16 protein-coding genes are annotated in these 16,877 nt (G+C 58.2%); 5 read left to right on the forward strand and 11 right to left on the reverse strand.

Annotated features, from left to right (window positions below; genetic code table 11):
- Positions 1 to 42 precede the first annotated feature (42 nt).
- The 5 genes from ACIQT8_RS10110 to ACIQT8_RS10130 all read left to right on the forward strand — a co-directional run bounded on the left by ACIQT8_RS10110 (position 43) and on the right by ACIQT8_RS10130 (position 3,420).
- Complete coding sequence (locus ACIQT8_RS10110; RefSeq protein ID WP_400964949.1) at positions 43 to 579, forward strand: peroxiredoxin; 537 nt, start codon at positions 43 to 45, stop codon at positions 577 to 579.
- Positions 580 to 715: 136 nt separating this feature from the next.
- Positions 716 to 1,213, forward strand: a complete 498-nt coding sequence (gene ureE, locus ACIQT8_RS10115; RefSeq protein WP_138791237.1) for an urease accessory protein UreE — start codon at positions 716 to 718, stop codon at positions 1,211 to 1,213.
- A gap of 3 nt (positions 1,214 to 1,216) precedes the next feature.
- Entirely contained in the window at positions 1,217 to 1,888 is a 672-nt protein-coding gene (locus ACIQT8_RS10120; protein ID WP_400964950.1) for an urease accessory protein UreF, read from the forward strand.
- Positions 1,889 to 1,988: 100 nt separating this feature from the next.
- A complete protein-coding gene (gene ureG / locus ACIQT8_RS10125) occupies positions 1,989 to 2,600 on the forward strand; it encodes an urease accessory protein UreG (protein WP_262523208.1) in 612 nt (203 codons plus the stop codon).
- A gap of 4 nt (positions 2,601 to 2,604) precedes the next feature.
- A complete protein-coding gene (locus ACIQT8_RS10130) occupies positions 2,605 to 3,420 on the forward strand; it encodes an MBL fold metallo-hydrolase (RefSeq protein ID WP_400964951.1) in 816 nt (271 codons plus the stop codon).
- A 67-nt stretch (positions 3,421 to 3,487) separates the two neighbouring features.
- Here the strand turns inward: ACIQT8_RS10130 and ACIQT8_RS10135 are convergent, their stop codons facing one another.
- From ACIQT8_RS10135 to ACIQT8_RS10185, 11 genes are all read right to left on the reverse strand, one after another.
- Positions 3,488 to 4,171 carry a Crp/Fnr family transcriptional regulator gene (locus tag ACIQT8_RS10135; protein ID WP_138791233.1) on the reverse strand — a complete coding sequence of 228 codons (684 nt, stop codon included), beginning with the start codon at positions 4,169 to 4,171 and terminating at the stop codon, positions 3,488 to 3,490.
- A gap of 267 nt (positions 4,172 to 4,438) precedes the next feature.
- A complete protein-coding gene (locus ACIQT8_RS10140; RefSeq protein WP_262523206.1) occupies positions 4,439 to 7,759 on the reverse strand; it encodes an efflux RND transporter permease subunit in 3,321 nt (1,106 codons plus the stop codon).
- Positions 7,760 to 7,772: 13 nt separating this feature from the next.
- Positions 7,773 to 8,966: an efflux RND transporter periplasmic adaptor subunit gene (locus ACIQT8_RS10145; protein WP_400964952.1), complete on the reverse strand. Its 1,194-nt coding sequence runs from the start codon at positions 8,964 to 8,966 to the stop codon at positions 7,773 to 7,775.
- A gap of 368 nt (positions 8,967 to 9,334) precedes the next feature.
- Positions 9,335 to 10,327, reverse strand: a complete 993-nt coding sequence (locus tag ACIQT8_RS10150; protein WP_262523204.1) for an ABC transporter substrate-binding protein — start codon at positions 10,325 to 10,327, stop codon at positions 9,335 to 9,337.
- Between the two features lie 22 nt (positions 10,328 to 10,349).
- Positions 10,350 to 11,222: an ABC transporter permease gene (locus ACIQT8_RS10155; protein WP_138791229.1), complete on the reverse strand. Its 873-nt coding sequence runs from the start codon at positions 11,220 to 11,222 to the stop codon at positions 10,350 to 10,352.
- Positions 11,219 to 12,094 carry an ABC transporter permease gene (locus tag ACIQT8_RS10160; RefSeq protein WP_400964953.1) on the reverse strand — a complete coding sequence of 292 codons (876 nt, stop codon included), beginning with the start codon at positions 12,092 to 12,094 and terminating at the stop codon, positions 11,219 to 11,221. The genes ACIQT8_RS10155 and ACIQT8_RS10160 overlap by 4 nt, the downstream gene beginning before the upstream one ends.
- Before the next feature lie 48 nt (positions 12,095 to 12,142).
- Positions 12,143 to 12,937 (reverse strand): ABC transporter ATP-binding protein, encoded by a 795-nt coding sequence (locus ACIQT8_RS10165; RefSeq protein ID WP_138791227.1) that lies wholly within the window; start codon positions 12,935 to 12,937, stop codon positions 12,143 to 12,145.
- The gene (locus ACIQT8_RS10170) at positions 12,934 to 13,377 is read right to left on the reverse strand and encodes an NUDIX domain-containing protein (protein ID WP_400964954.1); all 444 of its coding nucleotides are present in this window, start codon (positions 13,375 to 13,377) and stop codon (positions 12,934 to 12,936) included. Before ACIQT8_RS10170 ends, ACIQT8_RS10165 begins: the two co-directional genes overlap by 4 nt.
- The gene (gene hydA, locus ACIQT8_RS10175) at positions 13,374 to 14,828 is read right to left on the reverse strand and encodes a dihydropyrimidinase (RefSeq protein ID WP_400964955.1); all 1,455 of its coding nucleotides are present in this window, start codon (positions 14,826 to 14,828) and stop codon (positions 13,374 to 13,376) included. Before hydA ends, ACIQT8_RS10170 begins: the two co-directional genes overlap by 4 nt.
- Positions 14,829 to 14,961: 133 nt before the next feature.
- Positions 14,962 to 15,438 (reverse strand): GNAT family N-acetyltransferase, encoded by a 477-nt coding sequence (locus tag ACIQT8_RS10180; RefSeq protein WP_400964956.1) that lies wholly within the window; start codon positions 15,436 to 15,438, stop codon positions 14,962 to 14,964.
- Positions 15,435 to 16,682, reverse strand: coding sequence for a Zn-dependent hydrolase (locus ACIQT8_RS10185; RefSeq protein WP_400964957.1), 1,248 nt, complete (start codon positions 16,680 to 16,682; stop codon positions 15,435 to 15,437). The genes ACIQT8_RS10180 and ACIQT8_RS10185 overlap by 4 nt, the downstream gene beginning before the upstream one ends.
- Between the last annotated feature and the right edge of the window lie 195 nt (positions 16,683 to 16,877).

Raw genomic sequence — 16,877 nt, forward strand, 5'->3', positions numbered from 1 at the left:
CCAAGCTCTGCCGCGCCATAACGCCAGACAAGGAGATCAGACATGCTCGGCAAGAAAGTGCCCGCCGTTACCTTCCGCACGCGCATTCGCGACGAGGCCGTTGGCGGCCCGAACCCGTTCCGTTGGCAGGACATGACCTCGGACGATTACTTCAAGGGCAAGAAGGTTGTTCTCTTCTCGCTGCCGGGTGCGTTCACGCCGACTTGCTCGACCTTCCAGCTTCCCGATTTCGAAAAGCTGGCAGGCGATTTCCGTGCGCTCGGCGTTGACGAAATCTACTGCCTGTCGGTCAACGATGCGTTCGTGATGAATGCATGGGCCAAGGGTCAGAACCTCGAAAACGTCAAGGTCATTCCTGATGGTTCGGGTGAGTTCACCCGCAAGATGGGCATGCTGGTCGCCAAGGACAACCTCGGTTTCGGCATGCGCTCTTGGCGCTACGCTGCTGTCATTAACGACGGTGTCGTTGAGCAGTGGTTTGAGGAAGAAGGCTATTCGGACAATTGCGAATCTGATCCTTACGGCGTTTCCTCGCCGCAGAACATTCTGGAAAGCCTCAAGGCGCGCGCTGCAGCCTGATTGCGGTTTTCCAGCTTTTCGACGGGGCCTGGCAGCAATGCCGGGCCTTTGTCTTTTTGGCGATAATGGTGCCTTGAAATCGGCCTCGCAATCCGCCAAAAATCGAGCCCCAAGACTGTTTCTGAATGGATCCATCATGCTGCGCGTCACCTCTTATCTTCCTGCCGGAACCCCTGCCGACGAGCCGTCCGGTTACGTGACGCTTGCCCATGATCAGCGGCATCTTCGCCGCAAGCTTCTGCATCTGCAGAACGATGAAATGGTGATGCTGGATTTGAAGGAAGCGGTGCTGTTTGCCCACGGCGATCTGCTGGTGGTGGAAAACGGCGATCTGGTCGAGGTTCGTGCCGCCGATGAAAAGCTTTTTGAAATCAAGGCCAGGGATCGCCTTCATCTCATCGAACTGGCCTGGCATCTCGGCAACCGTCATCTGGCCGCGCAGATCGAGGACGAGCGTATTCTCATCCTGCGTGATCATGTCATCAGGGCGATGCTGGAGGGGCTCGGCGCCACGGTGCGTGATGTGGAAGAGCCATTCCAGCCGGTTCGCGGCGCTTACCACGCCCATGGCGGCCATTCGCACGGGCACCATCACGACCATGATCATGGTCATCATCACCACGACCACGGCTGAGGCATGCGCGACGATCGAGACGTCGGCGCTTTGTTGCGTCTGCTGGCGTGGCTGTCGCCAGCGTTTCCCGTCGGGGCCTTTTCCTACTCGGGTGGTTTGGAAAAAGCTGTCGAGGATCGCAGGGTGCGGGATGCTTCAAGTCTCGGTGACTGGGTGGAAACTCTGCTGACGCATGGCGCCCTCTGGAATGATGCCGTGTTCTTGAGCAATGGCTGGCGCCATTACGGCGATGGCGCAGTCTTGCAGGACACGGCGGATCTTGCCCTGGCGTTGGCAGGCTCCGCGGAGCGGTATCGAGAGACGCTGCTGCTCGGCAATGCTTTTGCCGCCGCTGCCCGCGCATGGCCGCATCCGGTCTTCGAGCACCTGCCGAAACAGGCGCCTTATCCCATCACCGTTGGCGCTGTGGCGGGCGCACATGGTGTGCCGCTTGTGGACGCCATCGCTGCCTACCTGCATTCAGGTGTGTCGCAAGTCGTCTCGGCCGGCATCCGGCTCGGTATTGCGGGACAGACCGATGGTGTTTCCATCCTGGCGTCGAGTGAGAAGCGGGTGGCGGAAACCGCGGAGAGGGCGGCTCTCGCAACGCTTGATGACCTCGGCAGCGCGACGATTATCGCGGACACGGCGACGATGCGTCACGAGACACAGACGACGCGGCTGTTCCGCTCATAAACTGACCAGTGGTTTGGTGCGGCGCAGCATGGCGCCCTTGAAGCGGCGGCGCGACGCGTTAAGGTAGAACAAAACGAAGCATTTCGAAGGGAACAACATCATGAAATCGGGAAATGGTCCGCTTCGCATCGGCATCGGCGGGCCGGTCGGTTCCGGCAAGACGGCGCTGACTGAAAAGCTCTGCAAGGCGATGAGCGCCGATTACTCTGTCGCAGTCGTCACCAATGACATCTATACCAAGGAAGATGCCGAAGCTCTGGTGCGCATGCAGGCACTGCCTTCGGAGCGCATTGTCGGCGTCGAGACCGGCGGTTGCCCGCATACGGCGATCCGTGAGGATGCGACAATCAATCTTCAGGCGATTGCCGGCCTGAATGAACGCTTTCCCGATCTCGATGTGATCTTCATTGAATCCGGCGGCGATAATCTGGCCGCGACGTTTTCGCCCGATCTTGCCGATATCACCATCTACGTGATTTCAGTTTGCCAAGGGGAAGAAATTCCTCGCAAGGGCGGGCCTGGTATTACCCGATCGGATCTTTTGGTGATCAACAAAAAGGATCTCGCCCCCTATGTCGGCGCGGACCTCGGCGTGATGGAAAGCGATGCGACACGGATGCGCAAGGAAATGCCGTTCGTTTTCACCGACATGAAGCGGGGCGACGGCATCGACCGCATCGTCGGTTTCCTCAAGCAACAGGGCGGTCTGTAAGAAAATGCCTGCGCTTCATTTCGGACCCTACGAGGTCCTGCGGTTCGTCGACGGCGTCTACAAGGCGCCGATTGACCATCTCATTCATCGTGAAGGAGAGGCGGCTCTGAAGACGGCGCTTTCCGCCTTCGATCGCCAAACTGTGGATGTCGACGTCAATTGTTTCGTTCTGTCCGGTTCAGACGGTTTGTCGCTGGTCGATGCCGGTTGTGGAACCGCGTGGGGTGACAGTTACGGACACGCACGTGCTGCGATGATTGCGGCGGGCATTGAACCGAAGGACATCAAACGCATCCTGCTGACGCATATCCACGGCGATCATGCGCTTGGCCTGTTCAATGGGAGCGCTCCCTATTTTCCGAATGCGGAAATATGGATTCCAGAAGCGGATCTCGCTTTTTTCACGAATGAAAGTGAGCGCCAGAAGTTGCCACCCGCACGGCAAGGCGCCTTCGATATCGCGGCCCGAATTCTCGATATCTGCGGGCAAATGGTGAGACCGATACCGACGGGGCGCATTGCCGATGGGATCGAGGCAATTTCCTTGCCTGGACACACGCCAGGTCAAACGGGTTACCTGATTGGCGAAGGGGCAAGCAAGCTGTTGCTGTGGGGCGATGTTTTGCACAGCACGGATCTTCAGGCTGCCGATCCGGCCGTTGGTTTCATTTACGATATCGATCCGCAGCTTGCCTATGACACACGCCTCACAGCGCTGAACGATGCTGCCGAGAACGGTTGGCTGGTGTCCGGTGGTCATCTGGGCGGGTTTTTCCACGTCACCCGTGAGAACGACGCGTATCGTTTCATTGCGTACTGACGGGTAGCGACAAAAGCAAGGCGGGACACCTTTCGGTATCCCGCCCTTCGTCCTCCCCCGAAGAATTCTAGATTTGTTTCAGCGCTGCGACGTCGTTGACCTGCACGATGCGGCCTCTGACGGTCACACCTGCCTTCTTGAGCGACGAGAAGGCGCGCGATAACGCTTCCGGAGCAAGGCCAAGCTTGCCGGCGAGCAGGCTCTTCTGGAAGGGCAGGCGTAGCGAAAAGGATGCGGCATCACGGGGGCCGTGGGTCACGAGATAATGGGCGACGCGCTGCGGCGCGGTCTGCAAGCGATCGTTGGCGATACATTCCATGCTGCCAAGCGCGTTATTGGACAAGCACCGCATGATGGCCTTGGCGATTGCCGGTTCCTGATCGACGAGAAACCTGATCCTCTCGAGATCAAAACGGGCAAGTGTGGTGGTTTCGGCCGCTTGCGCGTTGAAGCGGTAGCTGTCGCTACCGAAGATCAGGCATTCGTTGAATGTGTCTCCCGGGCCGCAAATGCGAATGTCGGCTTCTCGACCATGCCGATCCAGTCGATAAAGGCGCACATATCCCGTCAGCACGCAGTAAAAATGCTGTGCGCTCTCGCCTTCCTTGAAAATGATATGGCGTGCGGTGGCGCTTGCTACAGATGCGGCGTCTATCAACCGCAAGGCCGCAGCGTCATCGGCAATACCGAGCAACGGCGCGCGCAGCAGGATGTTACGGTCCTTGTTGCTGAGCTTGACTGTCTTGTTCATATTCCTGCGGCCCCCGCCCAACCCGTTTGCCGGGTTGTTCGAAGCAACGCGGAAGCCTGTTTGTTCCCGCTCCACAACGCTTGTTTGAAAAAGGTTCATCGCATCGTCCCTCAACCGGCAATTTCCGATGCGGATGAAACTAGCAGCTATGGAGGAAAGGGAATTGATTTCGATCAAATGGCGGACGTGCCTGTCACATTCGTTCGATTTTTTTGCCGGACCGCATAAATGAAAACGCCGGGTTTTTGGCCCGGCGTCGTCTTTGATTTATTCGGCAGCCAATGGCGGCAGACGTAATATCTTTCCGCCCTTGTCACCGGGTTTTTCTGCTCCACCCTTCTCCATGCTGGCGACGCGCGCCTCCAGGGAAGAAAGTGCCAGACTGTTTTCACGGGCGATGCCCGACAGTTCCTCGTTGGACAGTGCAGGGTCCTCGTGCTCCTTCTTGCCGACGAAGCGGCCGAAGAGATGAGCGAGCAAGCGCGAGAGGTCGTCCATGATAAGGAAGAACGCGGGCACGACGATCAGCGAAAGCACGGTCGAGACGATGATGCCACCAATCACCGCAATGGCCATAGGTGCACGGAACGAGCCGCCTTCGCCGACGCCAAGCGCTGATGGCAACATGCCGGCCGACATGGCAATCGAGGTCATGATGATGGGGCGGGCGCGCTTGCGGCCCGCTTCGACCATGGCCTGAACCCGCTCCATACCGTGTCGGCGCATCTCGATGGCGAAATCCACCAGCAGGATGGCGTTTTTCGTGACGATACCCATCAACATCAGAATGCCGATCAGAACAGGCATCGACAGTGCGTTCTGCGTGATGATGAGGGCTACGGCTACGCCACCGATGGCAAGCGGCAACGAGAACAGGATCGTGAAGGGCTGGATCACATCCTTGAAGAGAAGGATGAGTACCACCAGCACCAGCATCAGACCGAGCAGCATGGCATTGACGAAGCCTTGCTGCATTTCTCCCTGCACCTTGGCATCGCCACTTTCCGCGAGACGGACGGTCGGCGGCAGCCTTGTTTCTTCAACGATGCGTTTGAATTCGGCGGTCGAAGTATCAAGAGCGGTACCGAAGGGAACGTCGGAACCGATGGAGACAACGCGATTACGGTCGTTGCGCTTGATCGAGCTTGGACCTTCCGAATAGTCGATATCGGCGACGCTGTAGAGCGGGACCAGAGAACCCGATGCCGTCTTGATCTTCAGCGCCCGGATGGTTGCCAGATCACGGCGGGTATCAAGCGATGCCTGCACGCGGATCGGGATCTGCCGGTCGTCGAGAGAGATCTTGGTAAGCTGCGCATCGATATCGCCGATGGTTGCCACGCGTACGGTCTGAGAAATCTGCTGCGGCGTAATGCCGAGGCGAGCAATTTCATCCTTGCGTGGGCGGATCTGCAGTTCAGGACGTGGCAGAGCGCCTTCCGAGCTGACATTGGCGAGGATGGGCGATCCTCTCAGGCGCGATTCCAGCACGCCAACGGCGTCGTTCAGATCCTGTTCGTTCTTGGACAGGAAGTTGAAGCTCAGTTCACGTTCCGCACGGTCGTTCAGCTTGATGATCCGGACATCCGGGATAGCGTTGACCTTTGCGAAGATATCGCGTTCGACATCCCATTGCGGGCGTGTGCGTCCGGTTTCTTCGACCTTGGGAAGATATTGGCCAATCAGCGGGATTGAGCCCAGCCCCTTGTTCACCAACATTTTGACGAGTGAATGATCGAGGTGCTGGAGAATGACGTTGACGGTTGCCCGGCGTAGTTCGAGATCACCCTTGGGCGACGCACCACCAAGAACGAAGACACTCTCCACACCATTGATGTCGCGGATGGCGTGATAGATGGCTGTCGTCGTGCGGTCGGTCTCATCCAGTGTCGCATTCGGTGGTAACTCGATGGACAACGTCACACGCGAAGCATCATCCGGCGGCAGGAAGCTGCCGGGAACGCCGCTGAGAAGGAAGACGGAGCCGACGAGGAAAGCGATGGCACCCAGCAAGGTCAGATAGCGTGACCACCAATAGTGGGTGGTGGCTGTGACCATGCGCGTGTAGGCCTTCATCAGCCTGCCATCATTGTCGTGGTGGTCGTCCATCGCGTCTTCGGCACGCATCAGATAAGCGGCCATCAATGGCGTTATCAGGCGTGCGACCATCAGCGAGAAGAACACGGAGAAGGCAACCGTCAGGCCGAACTGAATGAAGTATTGGCCAGGTATGCCGGGCATGAAGGACACGGGCACGAAGACGGCGATGATGGTGAAGCTGGTCGCAATCACCGCAAGGCCGATTTCATCCGCTGCCTCGAGGGCTGCCCGGTAAGGCGTTTTGCCCATCTTGATGTGGCGGGCAATGTTTTCGATTTCCACGATGGCATCGTCGACGAGAATACCCGTGGCGAGTGTCAAAGCCAGGAAGCTGACGAGGTTGAGCGAAAAGCCCAACATGTCCATGATCCAGAACGTCGGGATCGCTGACAACGGCAAGGCGACAGCCGAGATCAGGGTGGCGCGCCAGTTCTTCAGGAACAGGAAGACCACGATGACGGCGAGGATCGCGCCTTCAATCAGCGTGTGGAGTGCTGCTTCGTAGTTGCCGTAGGTGAAATAGACCGCATCATCGACCATCTGGATCGATACATCCGGATTGTCCTTGCGGACCTGGTCGAGACTTTCGGCCACCGTTTCGGCAACGGATACTTCGCTGGCACCCTTGGCGCGGAACACCGCAAAGGTAACGGCCGGGTTGCCGTTGAAGCGCGAGAAGGATTTCGGCTCTTCATAGGTATCGGTCACGGTGCCGAGTTCGGAGAGCTTGACGAAACGATCTCCTGAAAGCGCAATGGTCGTATTGGAGAGATCTGCCACGTTGCGCGTGTCGCCCAGCGTGCGGATCGTCTGCTCGTTGCCGCCGATCTGGCCGCGACCAGAACCGAGGTCAATATTGGTGCCACGAAGCTGCGTGTTCACCTCGGTGGCGGTGATGCCATAGGCGTCCAGCTTGGCTGGGTTGAGAGAGACACGCACTTCGCGGTCTGCGCCGCCGTAGCGGTCAACCTTGCCGACGCCAGACTTGCCCTGAAGCGAGCGCTTGATCGTGTCATCCACGAACCAGGACAGCTCTTCCAGCGTCATGTTGGGCGAGGAAACCGCAAAGGTCTGGATTGCCTGTCCCTCGACGTCGATCTTGGTGACGATCGGCTCTTCGATATCAGCCGGCAAGTCGCTGCGGATCTTGTCGATGGCGTCCTTGGTGTCCTGAACAGCCTCTTCAGTCGGCTTTTCAATGCGGAACATCACGGTCGTGGTCGACTGCCCGTCCACCACGGTCGACTGGATTTCATCGATGCCGCTGATCGCGGCAACGGCGTCCTCGATCTCCTTCGTCACCTGCATTTCCAGTTCCGACGGCGATGCGCCGCTCTGGGTCACGGTGACGGAAACGACAGGAACGTCGATATTGGGGAAACGGGTAATCGGCAGGGCGTAAAACGCCTGCATGCCGAGGAACATCAACAGCGCAAAGCCCAGAAGCGGCGCAATCGGGTTGCGGATTGACCATGCAGAGAAATTCATATCATTCCCTCAGTCAGTTGGACGCAGTGGTCTGGGCTTCTACCGGTTTGATCCGGTCGCCATCACGGACGAATGCTCCAGCTTTTTCGACAACCATGTCTCCAGCCGCGATGCCGCTGACAATCTGAATGAAACCGCCGTCTTCGATGCCGGTTTCGATCTTGACCTGCTTGACGACATCACCTTCGATCTTGCGCGTCGTCGAGCCCTGGCGTCCCGCCGTCACGGCAGAAAGAGGCAGGGAGAGTGCCGTTGTCTCTTCGACGATGATTTCGGCGCTGGCGTACATGCCGGCACGCGCTGGGCTATCAACCGGCAATACGACATGCACGGAGCCGAGGCGCGTGGTTGCATCCACCGTCGGCGAGACGAGGCGTACCTTGCCTTCTATTTTCGCGCTTCCGCCGGCAACCGTCAAATAGGCTTTCTGACCGACCTTGATCTTCTGGATATCGGTTTCGGAGAGATCCGCGACCAGTTCGATGGCCCCATCCTTGATGATGGTGAAGAGCGGGGTGCCGGCACCGCTGGCGACGGCGCCGACCTTGGCGTTTTTGGCCGAGACAATGCCGGCAACGGGAGTTTTTACGCCCGTGCGTGTCAACCGCAGATCAACATCCTCGATCTGGGCATCGACAACCTTGATGTCCGCTTCACCCGCCGAGACGGCCTGTTTGGCGGCATCCAGGCGTGCCTTTGCGACCTCCGCTGCGGCTTGCGTCTGTTCGACCTGGGAAACTGAGCCGGAACCGGTCTGGCCGAGTCTTGCGGCACGATCACGCTGACGAATGGCATCGTTCAGATTGGCTTCGGCCTCGAGGACCTGCGCCTTGGACTGGGTAAGCGAGGCTTGAGCCTTGGCCTTATTGGCCTGGTACTGGCTCTTCTGCAGGATCAGGCTGTCTGTAGAGAGTTCGGCAAGAACCGCATTGGCTTCCACCTGGTCGCCGATATCGGCGTTCAGCTTATCGATGGAGAGGCCATCGACCAGAGGCTGCACATAAATCTCGTCCACCGGCTTGATGGTGCCGGTTGCAATGACGCGATCCACGAGCGGTCGCTCGGCCGCGTGGACAACGACGATGGAGGGCAGGTTCTGGCGTGCTGCGGAAGGCTGACTTTCGCCTTCGGCCAGCACCGGAAGCGGCAAGATCGCCACGGAAAGGAGAAGGACAGCAACCCGGCCAAGCTTTGATTTGTATCGCATGTGTCTTAGTCCGCCAATCTGCTCGCATTTCCTACAGCCGAAGGCTTCCACAACAAGGACATGCGACAATGAATCTGAAACAAGGGGTACAATACTTGCTTTTCAATCCTCCCGATTCGAACGCCCCTCAACGCGAATCTTCAAGCACCTCAGCTTTGGTGCTTTTTATACAAGATCAAAAAGTGCAGTCTTGTGGCGGGGACTCTAGTTCTTTGCCGGGTGCAAATCAATCCGGGCAACAGGCATGCTTGATATACATTTTTGTATAACGCAACATATTGAAACTTATGGCTGGCGAACCCGGGGTATAGAAAAAATGCGCGATATAAACATACCGCGCATCTACAATGCTTTCAAACAGCAGGGATTTATTTCAGCGCAGCTTCGCTGATTTCGGTGGTGAAGGCGCCGACAGGCTCTTTGGTGATGACCGGATCGGAGCCGCCGCCGAGCAGCGTCTTGACGGTACGGTCATAATCCGCCTTGTCGAGAGCGCCTGTCGAACCTGCAATCAGCTTGGCCACTTCCGTCATCATGCCCTTCTGGTGGGCTTCCGTCTGTGCACCGGAGGCATCGTTTTCCAGAACGATATCTGCGGCATCATCCGGATTTTCCTCCGCCCATTTCCAGCCCTTCATCGAAGCGCGAACGAACTTAACGAGGTTTTCCTTGAACTTTGCGTCCTTCAGCTTGTCTTCCAGCACGTAGAGGCCATCTTCGAGCGTGGCGACGCCCTCATCTTCGTATTTGAAGGTGACGAGATCGCTAGCCTTGATGCCAGCTTCCAGAACCTGCAGATATTCGTTGTAGGTCATGGTGGAAATGCAGGCGGCCTGCTTCTGCAGCAACGGATCAACGTTGAAGCCCTGCTTCAGTACGGTCACGCCATCCGCGCCACCGGTGGTGGGGATCTTCAGATGCGACATCCACGACAGGAACGGATATTCGTTGCCGAAGAACCAGACGCCGAGTGTCTTGCCCTTGAAGTCGTCAGGCTTTGTGATGCCGGTTTCCTTGAGGCAGGTCAGCATCATGCCGGACTTCTTGAACGGCTGGGCGATGTTGACGAGCGGCACGCCTTTTTCGCGGGTCGCAAGCGCCGATGGCATCCAGTCGACGATAACGTCTGCTCCACCGCCGGCCAGAACCTGTGCCGGTGCGATATCCGGGCCGCCCGGCTTGATGTCGACATCGAGACCTTCGGCCTCATAGAAACCCTTGTCCTTGGCGACGTAATAACCCGCGAACTGTGCCTGGGTGACCCATTTCAGTTGCAATGTCAGTTTTTCAGCGGCCTGAACGTTGAAGGCCGTCATCATCGCCGCACCGGCAAGAAGAAGAGATGCTAGTCTTGTTTTCATCGCTGTTCCCTTTTTTCGTTGTTTACGTTCGTCCCCCACGGACGGACGGATGCCAGAAGGTGACGGCCCGCTCTGCGAGCGCCACAAGACCGTAAAAGCCGGAGCCGGCCAACGCCGCGACGGCGATTTCGGCCCAGACCATATCGACATTGCTGCGGCCCATTTCCGCAGAAATGCGGAAGCCCATGCCGACGATCGGCGTGCCGAAGAATTCTGCAACGATGGCACCGATCAATGCCAGCGTGGAGTTGATTTTGAGTGCGTTGAAGATGAAGGGCCATGCCGCGGGCAGGCGCAGCTTCACCAGTGTTTGCCACCAGCCTGCCGCGTAAGTGCGCATAAGGTCTCGCTCCATGTGACTGGATGCAGCAAGCCCCTGTACGGTGTTCACCAGCATGGGAAAGAAGGTCATGATGACGACAACTGCCACTTTCGATTGCCAGTCGAAACCGAACCACATGACCATGATCGGCGCGATGCCGACCACTGGTAGCGCTGAGACGAAGTTGCCGATGGGCAGTAGGCCGCGTTGCAGGAATGGCGAACGGTCAATGAGAATGGCAACGGCGAAGCCCAACCCGCAACCGAGCACGTATCCTGTCAGCACGGATTTGATAAAGGTCTGGCGGAAATCCGCCCACAGGGTCGGCAATGACGATATCAACCGCAGAAAAATGGCACTTGGCGCAGGTAGCAAGATCGGCGGAACGGAAAAGCCGCGAACGATGCCCTCCCACAAAACGATCAGCGCAAGGCCGAACAGCAGCGGTACCGCAATTCCGACCGTGCGTCTGGCGGCGGGCATGGTGAAATTTCGACGCACCAGCCACTCATTGAGACACCACGCGATAACCCAAAAGGCGATGGCGAAGACAAACCAGCCGGGATTGCTCATGGCCTCTCTCCCATTCTTTTCAGCACCGCCGTGTGGGCAAGGCCGATAATCGATACGAGTATGGCAGCCACGGCCGCAGCCATGAACAAAGCCGCCCAGATCTGCACGGTCTGGCCGTAATAGGAGCCGGAGAGCAGGCGGGCACCAAGGCCGGCGACAGCACCGGTCGGCAATTCACCGACAATTGCGCCAACCAGCGAGATAGCGACCGCGATTTTCAGTGAGGTGAAGAGGTAGGGCAGGGCAGACGGCCAGCGTAGCTTCCAGAAAATCTGGCTCGGTGACGCATTATAGGTGTGCATCAGATCGCGCTGGATGGTTTCGGGACTGCGCAGACCCTTCACCATGCCGACAACGATCGGGAAGAAGCTGAGATAGGTTGAAATGAGCGCCTTGGGCAAAAGACCCGAAATGCCGATGGAGTTCAGCACAACGATAATCATCGGCGCGACCGCAAGGATCGGGATCGTCTGGCTGGCGATGATCCACGGCATGACGGAACGGTCCATGGCGCGATTGTGGACAATCGCGACTGCCAAGAGAATACCGAGAACCGTGCCGATGGCGAAACCCAGCAGGGTAGCCGACAGCGTTACGCCAGAATGATAGACGAGGCTGCGCTTGGAGGTGATCGCCTTATTGACGGTGGTGTCCCAAAGCTCGGCGACGATCTGGTGGGGCGCGGGCAGAACAGGTCGCTCCTGCGCAAAAGTCTGCGGCAGAAGCTGCCAGAAGCCTGCTTGCTGACCGGCGCGTGCAGCCTGATCACGGGCGAATGGCATGTTGAGGTAGACGACCGCCAGATGCCAGATGACGAGAATGGCGAGAACGACGGTGACGACAGGCAGAACACGGTCGCGAAAAAGGGTCATTGCTGCGCCCTTCTTTTCAAGAGCGGTGTGGACTGTCTGTGCGTGAGATCAGCCCTCATAGCTGTGCCCCGCCTTCAGCCCTTCGCGAACGCGGTGGGCAATTTCCAGAAACTCCGGTGTTTCGCGGATCTCCAGTGGGCGCTCTCGCGGAAGGGTGGATTCGATCACGTCTGTTACCCGACCTGGCCGTGGCGACATGACAACGATCTTGGTGGACAGATAAACGGCCTCGGGAATGGAGTGCGTGACGAAGCAGATCGTCTTGCCGGTTGCATCCCACAGTTTCAGGAGCTGCTCGTTCAGATGGTCGCGCACAATCTCGTCCAATGCGCCAAACGGCTCATCCATCAGCAGGAGATCGGCATCGAAGGCAAGGGCACGGGCGATCGATGCGCGTTGCTGCATGCCGCCAGACAGTTGCCAGGGATATTTCTTGCCGAAACCGGCGAGGTTGACGAGGTCAAGCGTACGCTCGATACGCTCCTGCTGTTCGGCCCTGGTGTAGCCCATGATCTCGAGCGGTAGCGCGATATTCTTCTCTATGGTGCGCCACGGATAAAGTGCTGCGGCCTGAAACACGTAGCCGTAAGAGCGATCCTTACGGGCATTCTCCGGCGTCGTGCCGTTGACGGCGATCTCTCCGGATGTGTGTTTTTCGAGATCGGCGATGACCCGAAGGAAGGTGGTCTTTCCGCATCCGGAAGGGCCGATGAAGGAGACGAAGTCACCCTTGCCAACTTCGAGATTGACGTTGGACAGCGCGTGCACGGGGCCATCATTCGTCTCAAAGGTGAGGCCCAGATTTTTTGCCGAGACGACGGAGTATGAAGAGGACGTATTCATCGGGGTTCGTTCACACTTTCCGCCAGGGCCGCACGCGCCAGCGGTAGCATTTGTGTTTCGGTAAGCTTGGCAAGCGGCAGTCCGGACACGCCGTCGATGGCAAGCCAGCGAACTTCCTCTATTTCGGCCCGTGGCAGGACGCCGGTCGTAAGGCGGGCAATGAAGGTATGGGCGACGACATCTGCACCCGTTTCGTTGGCCGCTTCTTCGCGAAAAACACCTTTATAGCTTGCCGTATTGGCAGGAAGCACAAGGCCGATCTCCTCTTCCAGTTCCCGATGCAGAGCTTCTTCGGCTGTTTCACCGGCATCTATCTTGCCGCCCGGCTGCATGAACTGCGTGGTACCGCGCTTGCGAACGACCAGCATCTCCCGCCTGTCGTTCAACAGGATGGCTGCCGCGATTACGATTTCAGGTTTTGATACAGTGCTCACCGTCACACTCCGCTCGCGGGGATGCCGGTGCGCTCCACCTTGCGCGGCGCGACGAGTTCCTTCCAGGTCGACAGCGCCCTGTTGACGGCGGGGTAGGGATCGCGAGCAACGAACTTGCCATGTCCTTCCTGTGTCTTGATGGTTGTCTCTTCGACGGTGACCAGTCCACGCGACAGGGTGAAGCGCGGCAGGCCCTTGACCTTCTGTCCCTCGAAGACGTTGTAGTCGATTGCCGATTGCTGACCGGCGGCAGTGATCGTCTTTTCGCGCAGAGGGTCCCAGACGACGATATCGGCATCGCTACCGACGAGGATCGCCCCTTTCTTCGGGTAGATGTTGAGGATCTTGGCGATGTTCGTCGAGGTGACGGCGACGAACTCGTTCATCGTCAACCGTCCTGTCGCAACACCATGCGTCCACAACAATGGCATGCGATCCTCAAGGCCGCCGGTGCCGTTCGGGATCTTGCGGAAATCGCCGATGCCGAAGCGCTTCTGTTGCGTGGTAAAGGCGCAATGGTCTGTCGCCACACATTGAAGGGAGCCGGCGGCGAGGCCCGCCCAAAGGCTGTCCTGATGCTGTTTGTTGCGGAAGGGTGGCGACATGACGCGACGGGCAGCGTGATCCCAGTCGGCACTGGCGTATTCGCGTTCGTCGAGGACGAGATGCTGGATCAGCGGTTCGCCGAAAACCCGCATGCCGTTCTGCCGGGCACGGCGGATCGCCTCATGCGCCTGTTCGCATGAGGTATGCACAACGTATAGCGGTGCTCCGGCCATATCGGCAATGATGATGGCGCGGTTGGTTGCCTCGCCCTCCACAGAGGCAGGACGCGAATAGGCGTGTGCCTCTGGGCCGTTGTTACCTTCCGTGATCAGTTTTTCCTGCATCTGGGCGACGATATCGCCGTTTTCGGCGTGCACGAACGGGATAGCGCCCAGTTCCGCGCAGCGCGAGAACGAGGCAAACATCTCGTCGTCGTTCACCATCAGCGCGCCCTTGTAGGCCATGAAATGCTTGAAGGAGTTGATGCCCTTTTCTTCGACGACGGTCTTCATCTCATCGAAGACCTGTTTGCCCCACCATGTCACGGCCATGTGGAACGAGTAATCGCAAGTGGCGCGCGTTGCCTTGTTGTCCCAGCGCTGCAAGGCATCGAGAAGCGACTGGCCGGGGTCCGGCAGGCAGAAGTCCACCACCATGGTGGTTCCGCCGGACAGCGCCGCACGCGTGCCGCTTTCGAAATCATCAGCGGAATAGGTGCCCATGAACGGCATTTCCAAATGCACGTGCGGGTCTATCCCGCCTGGCATGACATAGCAGCCGGTCGCGTCCAGCACCTCGTCACCCAGGAGGTCGGGGCCGATCTCGATGATCTTGCCGCTGTCAATTTTGACGTCCGCCCTGTATGTCAGGTCGGCCGTGACGATGGTGCCGTTCTTGATCACTGTGGCCATTGGTCGTTCCCCTTATTTATTGCCGCAGTCAATCACCCGAGATTTATGATCTCAAGGACTGAACATCATGTCTGATCGTGGTTTGGTGCGGAGCCGCGAGGCACTGAAATGGCTTCTCCGTCTGGAAAGCAGCTCATGCCTTCGCTCCCTGCTGCTGAATGTCCTTGACCATGAAAAGGCTGTGAGGGTTTTCCTCGTAGTCTGCAAAAGGCCCGCATTGCCGATAACCGAGAGCTTCGTAGAGACCGACTGCCTCGACATTCAGCGGACCGGTCTCGAGATAAAGCCGGTTGACGCCACGTTCCGTTGCCAGTGCCTGCAGAGCCGCCATGATCTTGCGGCCGATGCCGTGACCGCGTGCGTCGTCATGCACGAAGATGCGCTTCAGTTCGGCACTGCCATCGTCAAACCATTTGATCGCGCCACAGGCGACGGCCTTGCCATCCAGTCTTCCGACCAGGAAAGAAATATCCGGCTTGGACAGGGCATCCACGTCAACGGCGAAGTTGCCTTCCGGCGGATAAAGCGACGCCATGTATTCGTCCGAAAGCCCAATCAACGCCACTACGTCGGGCTGGTTCGGATGCTCAGTTGCAATTGTCACAGTCACGCCACGATCTCCGCCGTCTCAAGCACGGCATGCAGAAGGACATCACATCCGGCTGCTGCCCATTCAGGGGAGATTTCCTCCGCTTCATTGTGGGAGAGGCCGTCGACACAGGGGCAGAAGATCATGGTCGTTGGCGCCAGCTTCGCCGTCCAGCAGGCATCGTGGCCTGCGCCGGAAATGATATCCATGTGGCTGTAGCCCAATTTGTCGGCTGCGGTGCGAACACGGTCCACCAGCACCGGATCGAAGGCAATTGGGTCGAAATGGCCAATGGCCTCAATCGAGCAACCAACCCCGAGTTCGGCGGCAATCTTCGGCGCTTCCTGTTCGAAAATGGCGCGCATGCTGTCGAGTTTCGACTGATCGGGGGTGCGCAGATCAATGGTGAAGACCACTTTACCGGGCAGGACGTTGGGGGAATTCGGTGTGAAGTTCATTCGGCCGACGCCGGCGACGGCGCCCGGCTGGTGGGCCATGGCGACGTCCTGCACTTTTTCAAGAATGCGGGCGGCTGCCAGTCCGGCATTGACGCGCATTGCCATCGGTGTGGAGCCTGTATGCGCTTCTTTGCCGGTCAGCGTGATTTCCAGCCACCACAGTCCCTGGCAATGGGTAACGACACCAATCTGTTTTTCTTCGGCCTCAAGAATCGGTCCCTGTTCGATGTGATACTCGAAATAGGCGTGCATCTTGCGCGCGCCGACCTCTTCATCGCCGAGCCAGCCGATGCGCTTGAGTTCTTCTCCATAGGTCTTGCCGTCGCTATCGGTACGCGCATAGGCGTAATCGAGCGTATGAATACCGGCGAACACGCCTGATGCCAGCATTGCAGGGGCAAACCGTGCGCCTTCTTCGTTGGCCCAGTTTGTCACGACAATCGGATGTTTGGTGGTGATGTTGAGATCGTTGAGGCTGCGGACGACCTCCAGTCCGGCAAGCACACCAAGCACGCCGTCAAATTTCCCGCCGGTCGGCTGGGTATCGAGATGGCTGCCCATGTAGACGGGCAGGGCGTCCGGGTCGCTGCCTGGGCGGGTTGCGAACATCGTGCCCATCCTGTCGACGCCGACGCTCATCCCGGCCTCTTCGCACCAGCGTTGGAACAGGCTGCGACCTTCGGCATCCTCATCGGTCAGCGTCCGGCGGTTGTTGCCGCCAGCAATGCCGGGTCCGACTTTCGCCATCTCCATCAAGCTGTCCCACAGGCGATTGGTATCAACCGCCAAATTCTTACCCGCTGCCATGAAGTGTTGTCCTCGCAGTTTGTTGTTATTGCGGATGCAAAGCTCGTGCCGTTCCCATTTTCCGCCTGTAAGAACAAGGTCATTGCCTTGCGATAATGATGGCGGATAAATTGACCGACTGGTAAACATTGCAAATTCGCGAAAATGTCAGCAAGGGATTTTTGTGACGAATCGCAATGATTTTGCCTAAACTGT

Origin of the sequence: Agrobacterium sp. NPDC090273, from assembly GCF_044772305.1 — a bacterium.
Taxonomy (GTDB): Bacteria; Pseudomonadota; Alphaproteobacteria; order Rhizobiales; family Rhizobiaceae; genus Agrobacterium.

What these genes read in the sequence shown, in the direction of transcription:
- ACIQT8_RS10110 (WP_400964949.1), top strand. Translation starts at nt 43, where the DNA reads ATGCTCGGCAAGAAAGTGCCCGCCGTTACCTTCCGCACGCGCATTCGC.
- ACIQT8_RS10140 (WP_262523206.1), bottom strand. Translation starts at nt 7,759, where the DNA reads ATGAATTTCTCTGCATGGTCAATCCGCAACCCGATTGCGCCGCTTCTG.
- ACIQT8_RS10150 (WP_262523204.1), bottom strand. Translation starts at nt 10,327, where the DNA reads ATGAAAACAAGACTAGCATCTCTTCTTCTTGCCGGTGCGGCGATGATG.
- hydA (WP_400964955.1), bottom strand. Translation starts at nt 14,828, where the DNA reads ATGGCCACAGTGATCAAGAACGGCACCATCGTCACGGCCGACCTGACA.
- ACIQT8_RS10135 (WP_138791233.1), bottom strand. Translation starts at nt 4,171, where the DNA reads ATGAACAAGACAGTCAAGCTCAGCAACAAGGACCGTAACATCCTGCTG.
- ACIQT8_RS10145 (WP_400964952.1), bottom strand. Translation starts at nt 8,966, where the DNA reads ATGCGATACAAATCAAAGCTTGGCCGGGTTGCTGTCCTTCTCCTTTCC.
- ureE (WP_138791237.1), top strand. Translation starts at nt 716, where the DNA reads ATGCTGCGCGTCACCTCTTATCTTCCTGCCGGAACCCCTGCCGACGAG.
- ACIQT8_RS10120 (WP_400964950.1), top strand. Translation starts at nt 1,217, where the DNA reads ATGCGCGACGATCGAGACGTCGGCGCTTTGTTGCGTCTGCTGGCGTGG.
- ACIQT8_RS10160 (WP_400964953.1), bottom strand. Translation starts at nt 12,094, where the DNA reads ATGACCCTTTTTCGCGACCGTGTTCTGCCTGTCGTCACCGTCGTTCTC.
- ACIQT8_RS10165 (WP_138791227.1), bottom strand. Translation starts at nt 12,937, where the DNA reads ATGAATACGTCCTCTTCATACTCCGTCGTCTCGGCAAAAAATCTGGGC.
- ACIQT8_RS10155 (WP_138791229.1), bottom strand. Translation starts at nt 11,222, where the DNA reads ATGAGCAATCCCGGCTGGTTTGTCTTCGCCATCGCCTTTTGGGTTATC.
- ureG (WP_262523208.1), top strand. Translation starts at nt 1,989, where the DNA reads ATGAAATCGGGAAATGGTCCGCTTCGCATCGGCATCGGCGGGCCGGTC.
- ACIQT8_RS10130 (WP_400964951.1), top strand. Translation starts at nt 2,605, where the DNA reads ATGCCTGCGCTTCATTTCGGACCCTACGAGGTCCTGCGGTTCGTCGAC.
- ACIQT8_RS10185 (WP_400964957.1), bottom strand. Translation starts at nt 16,682, where the DNA reads ATGGCAGCGGGTAAGAATTTGGCGGTTGATACCAATCGCCTGTGGGAC.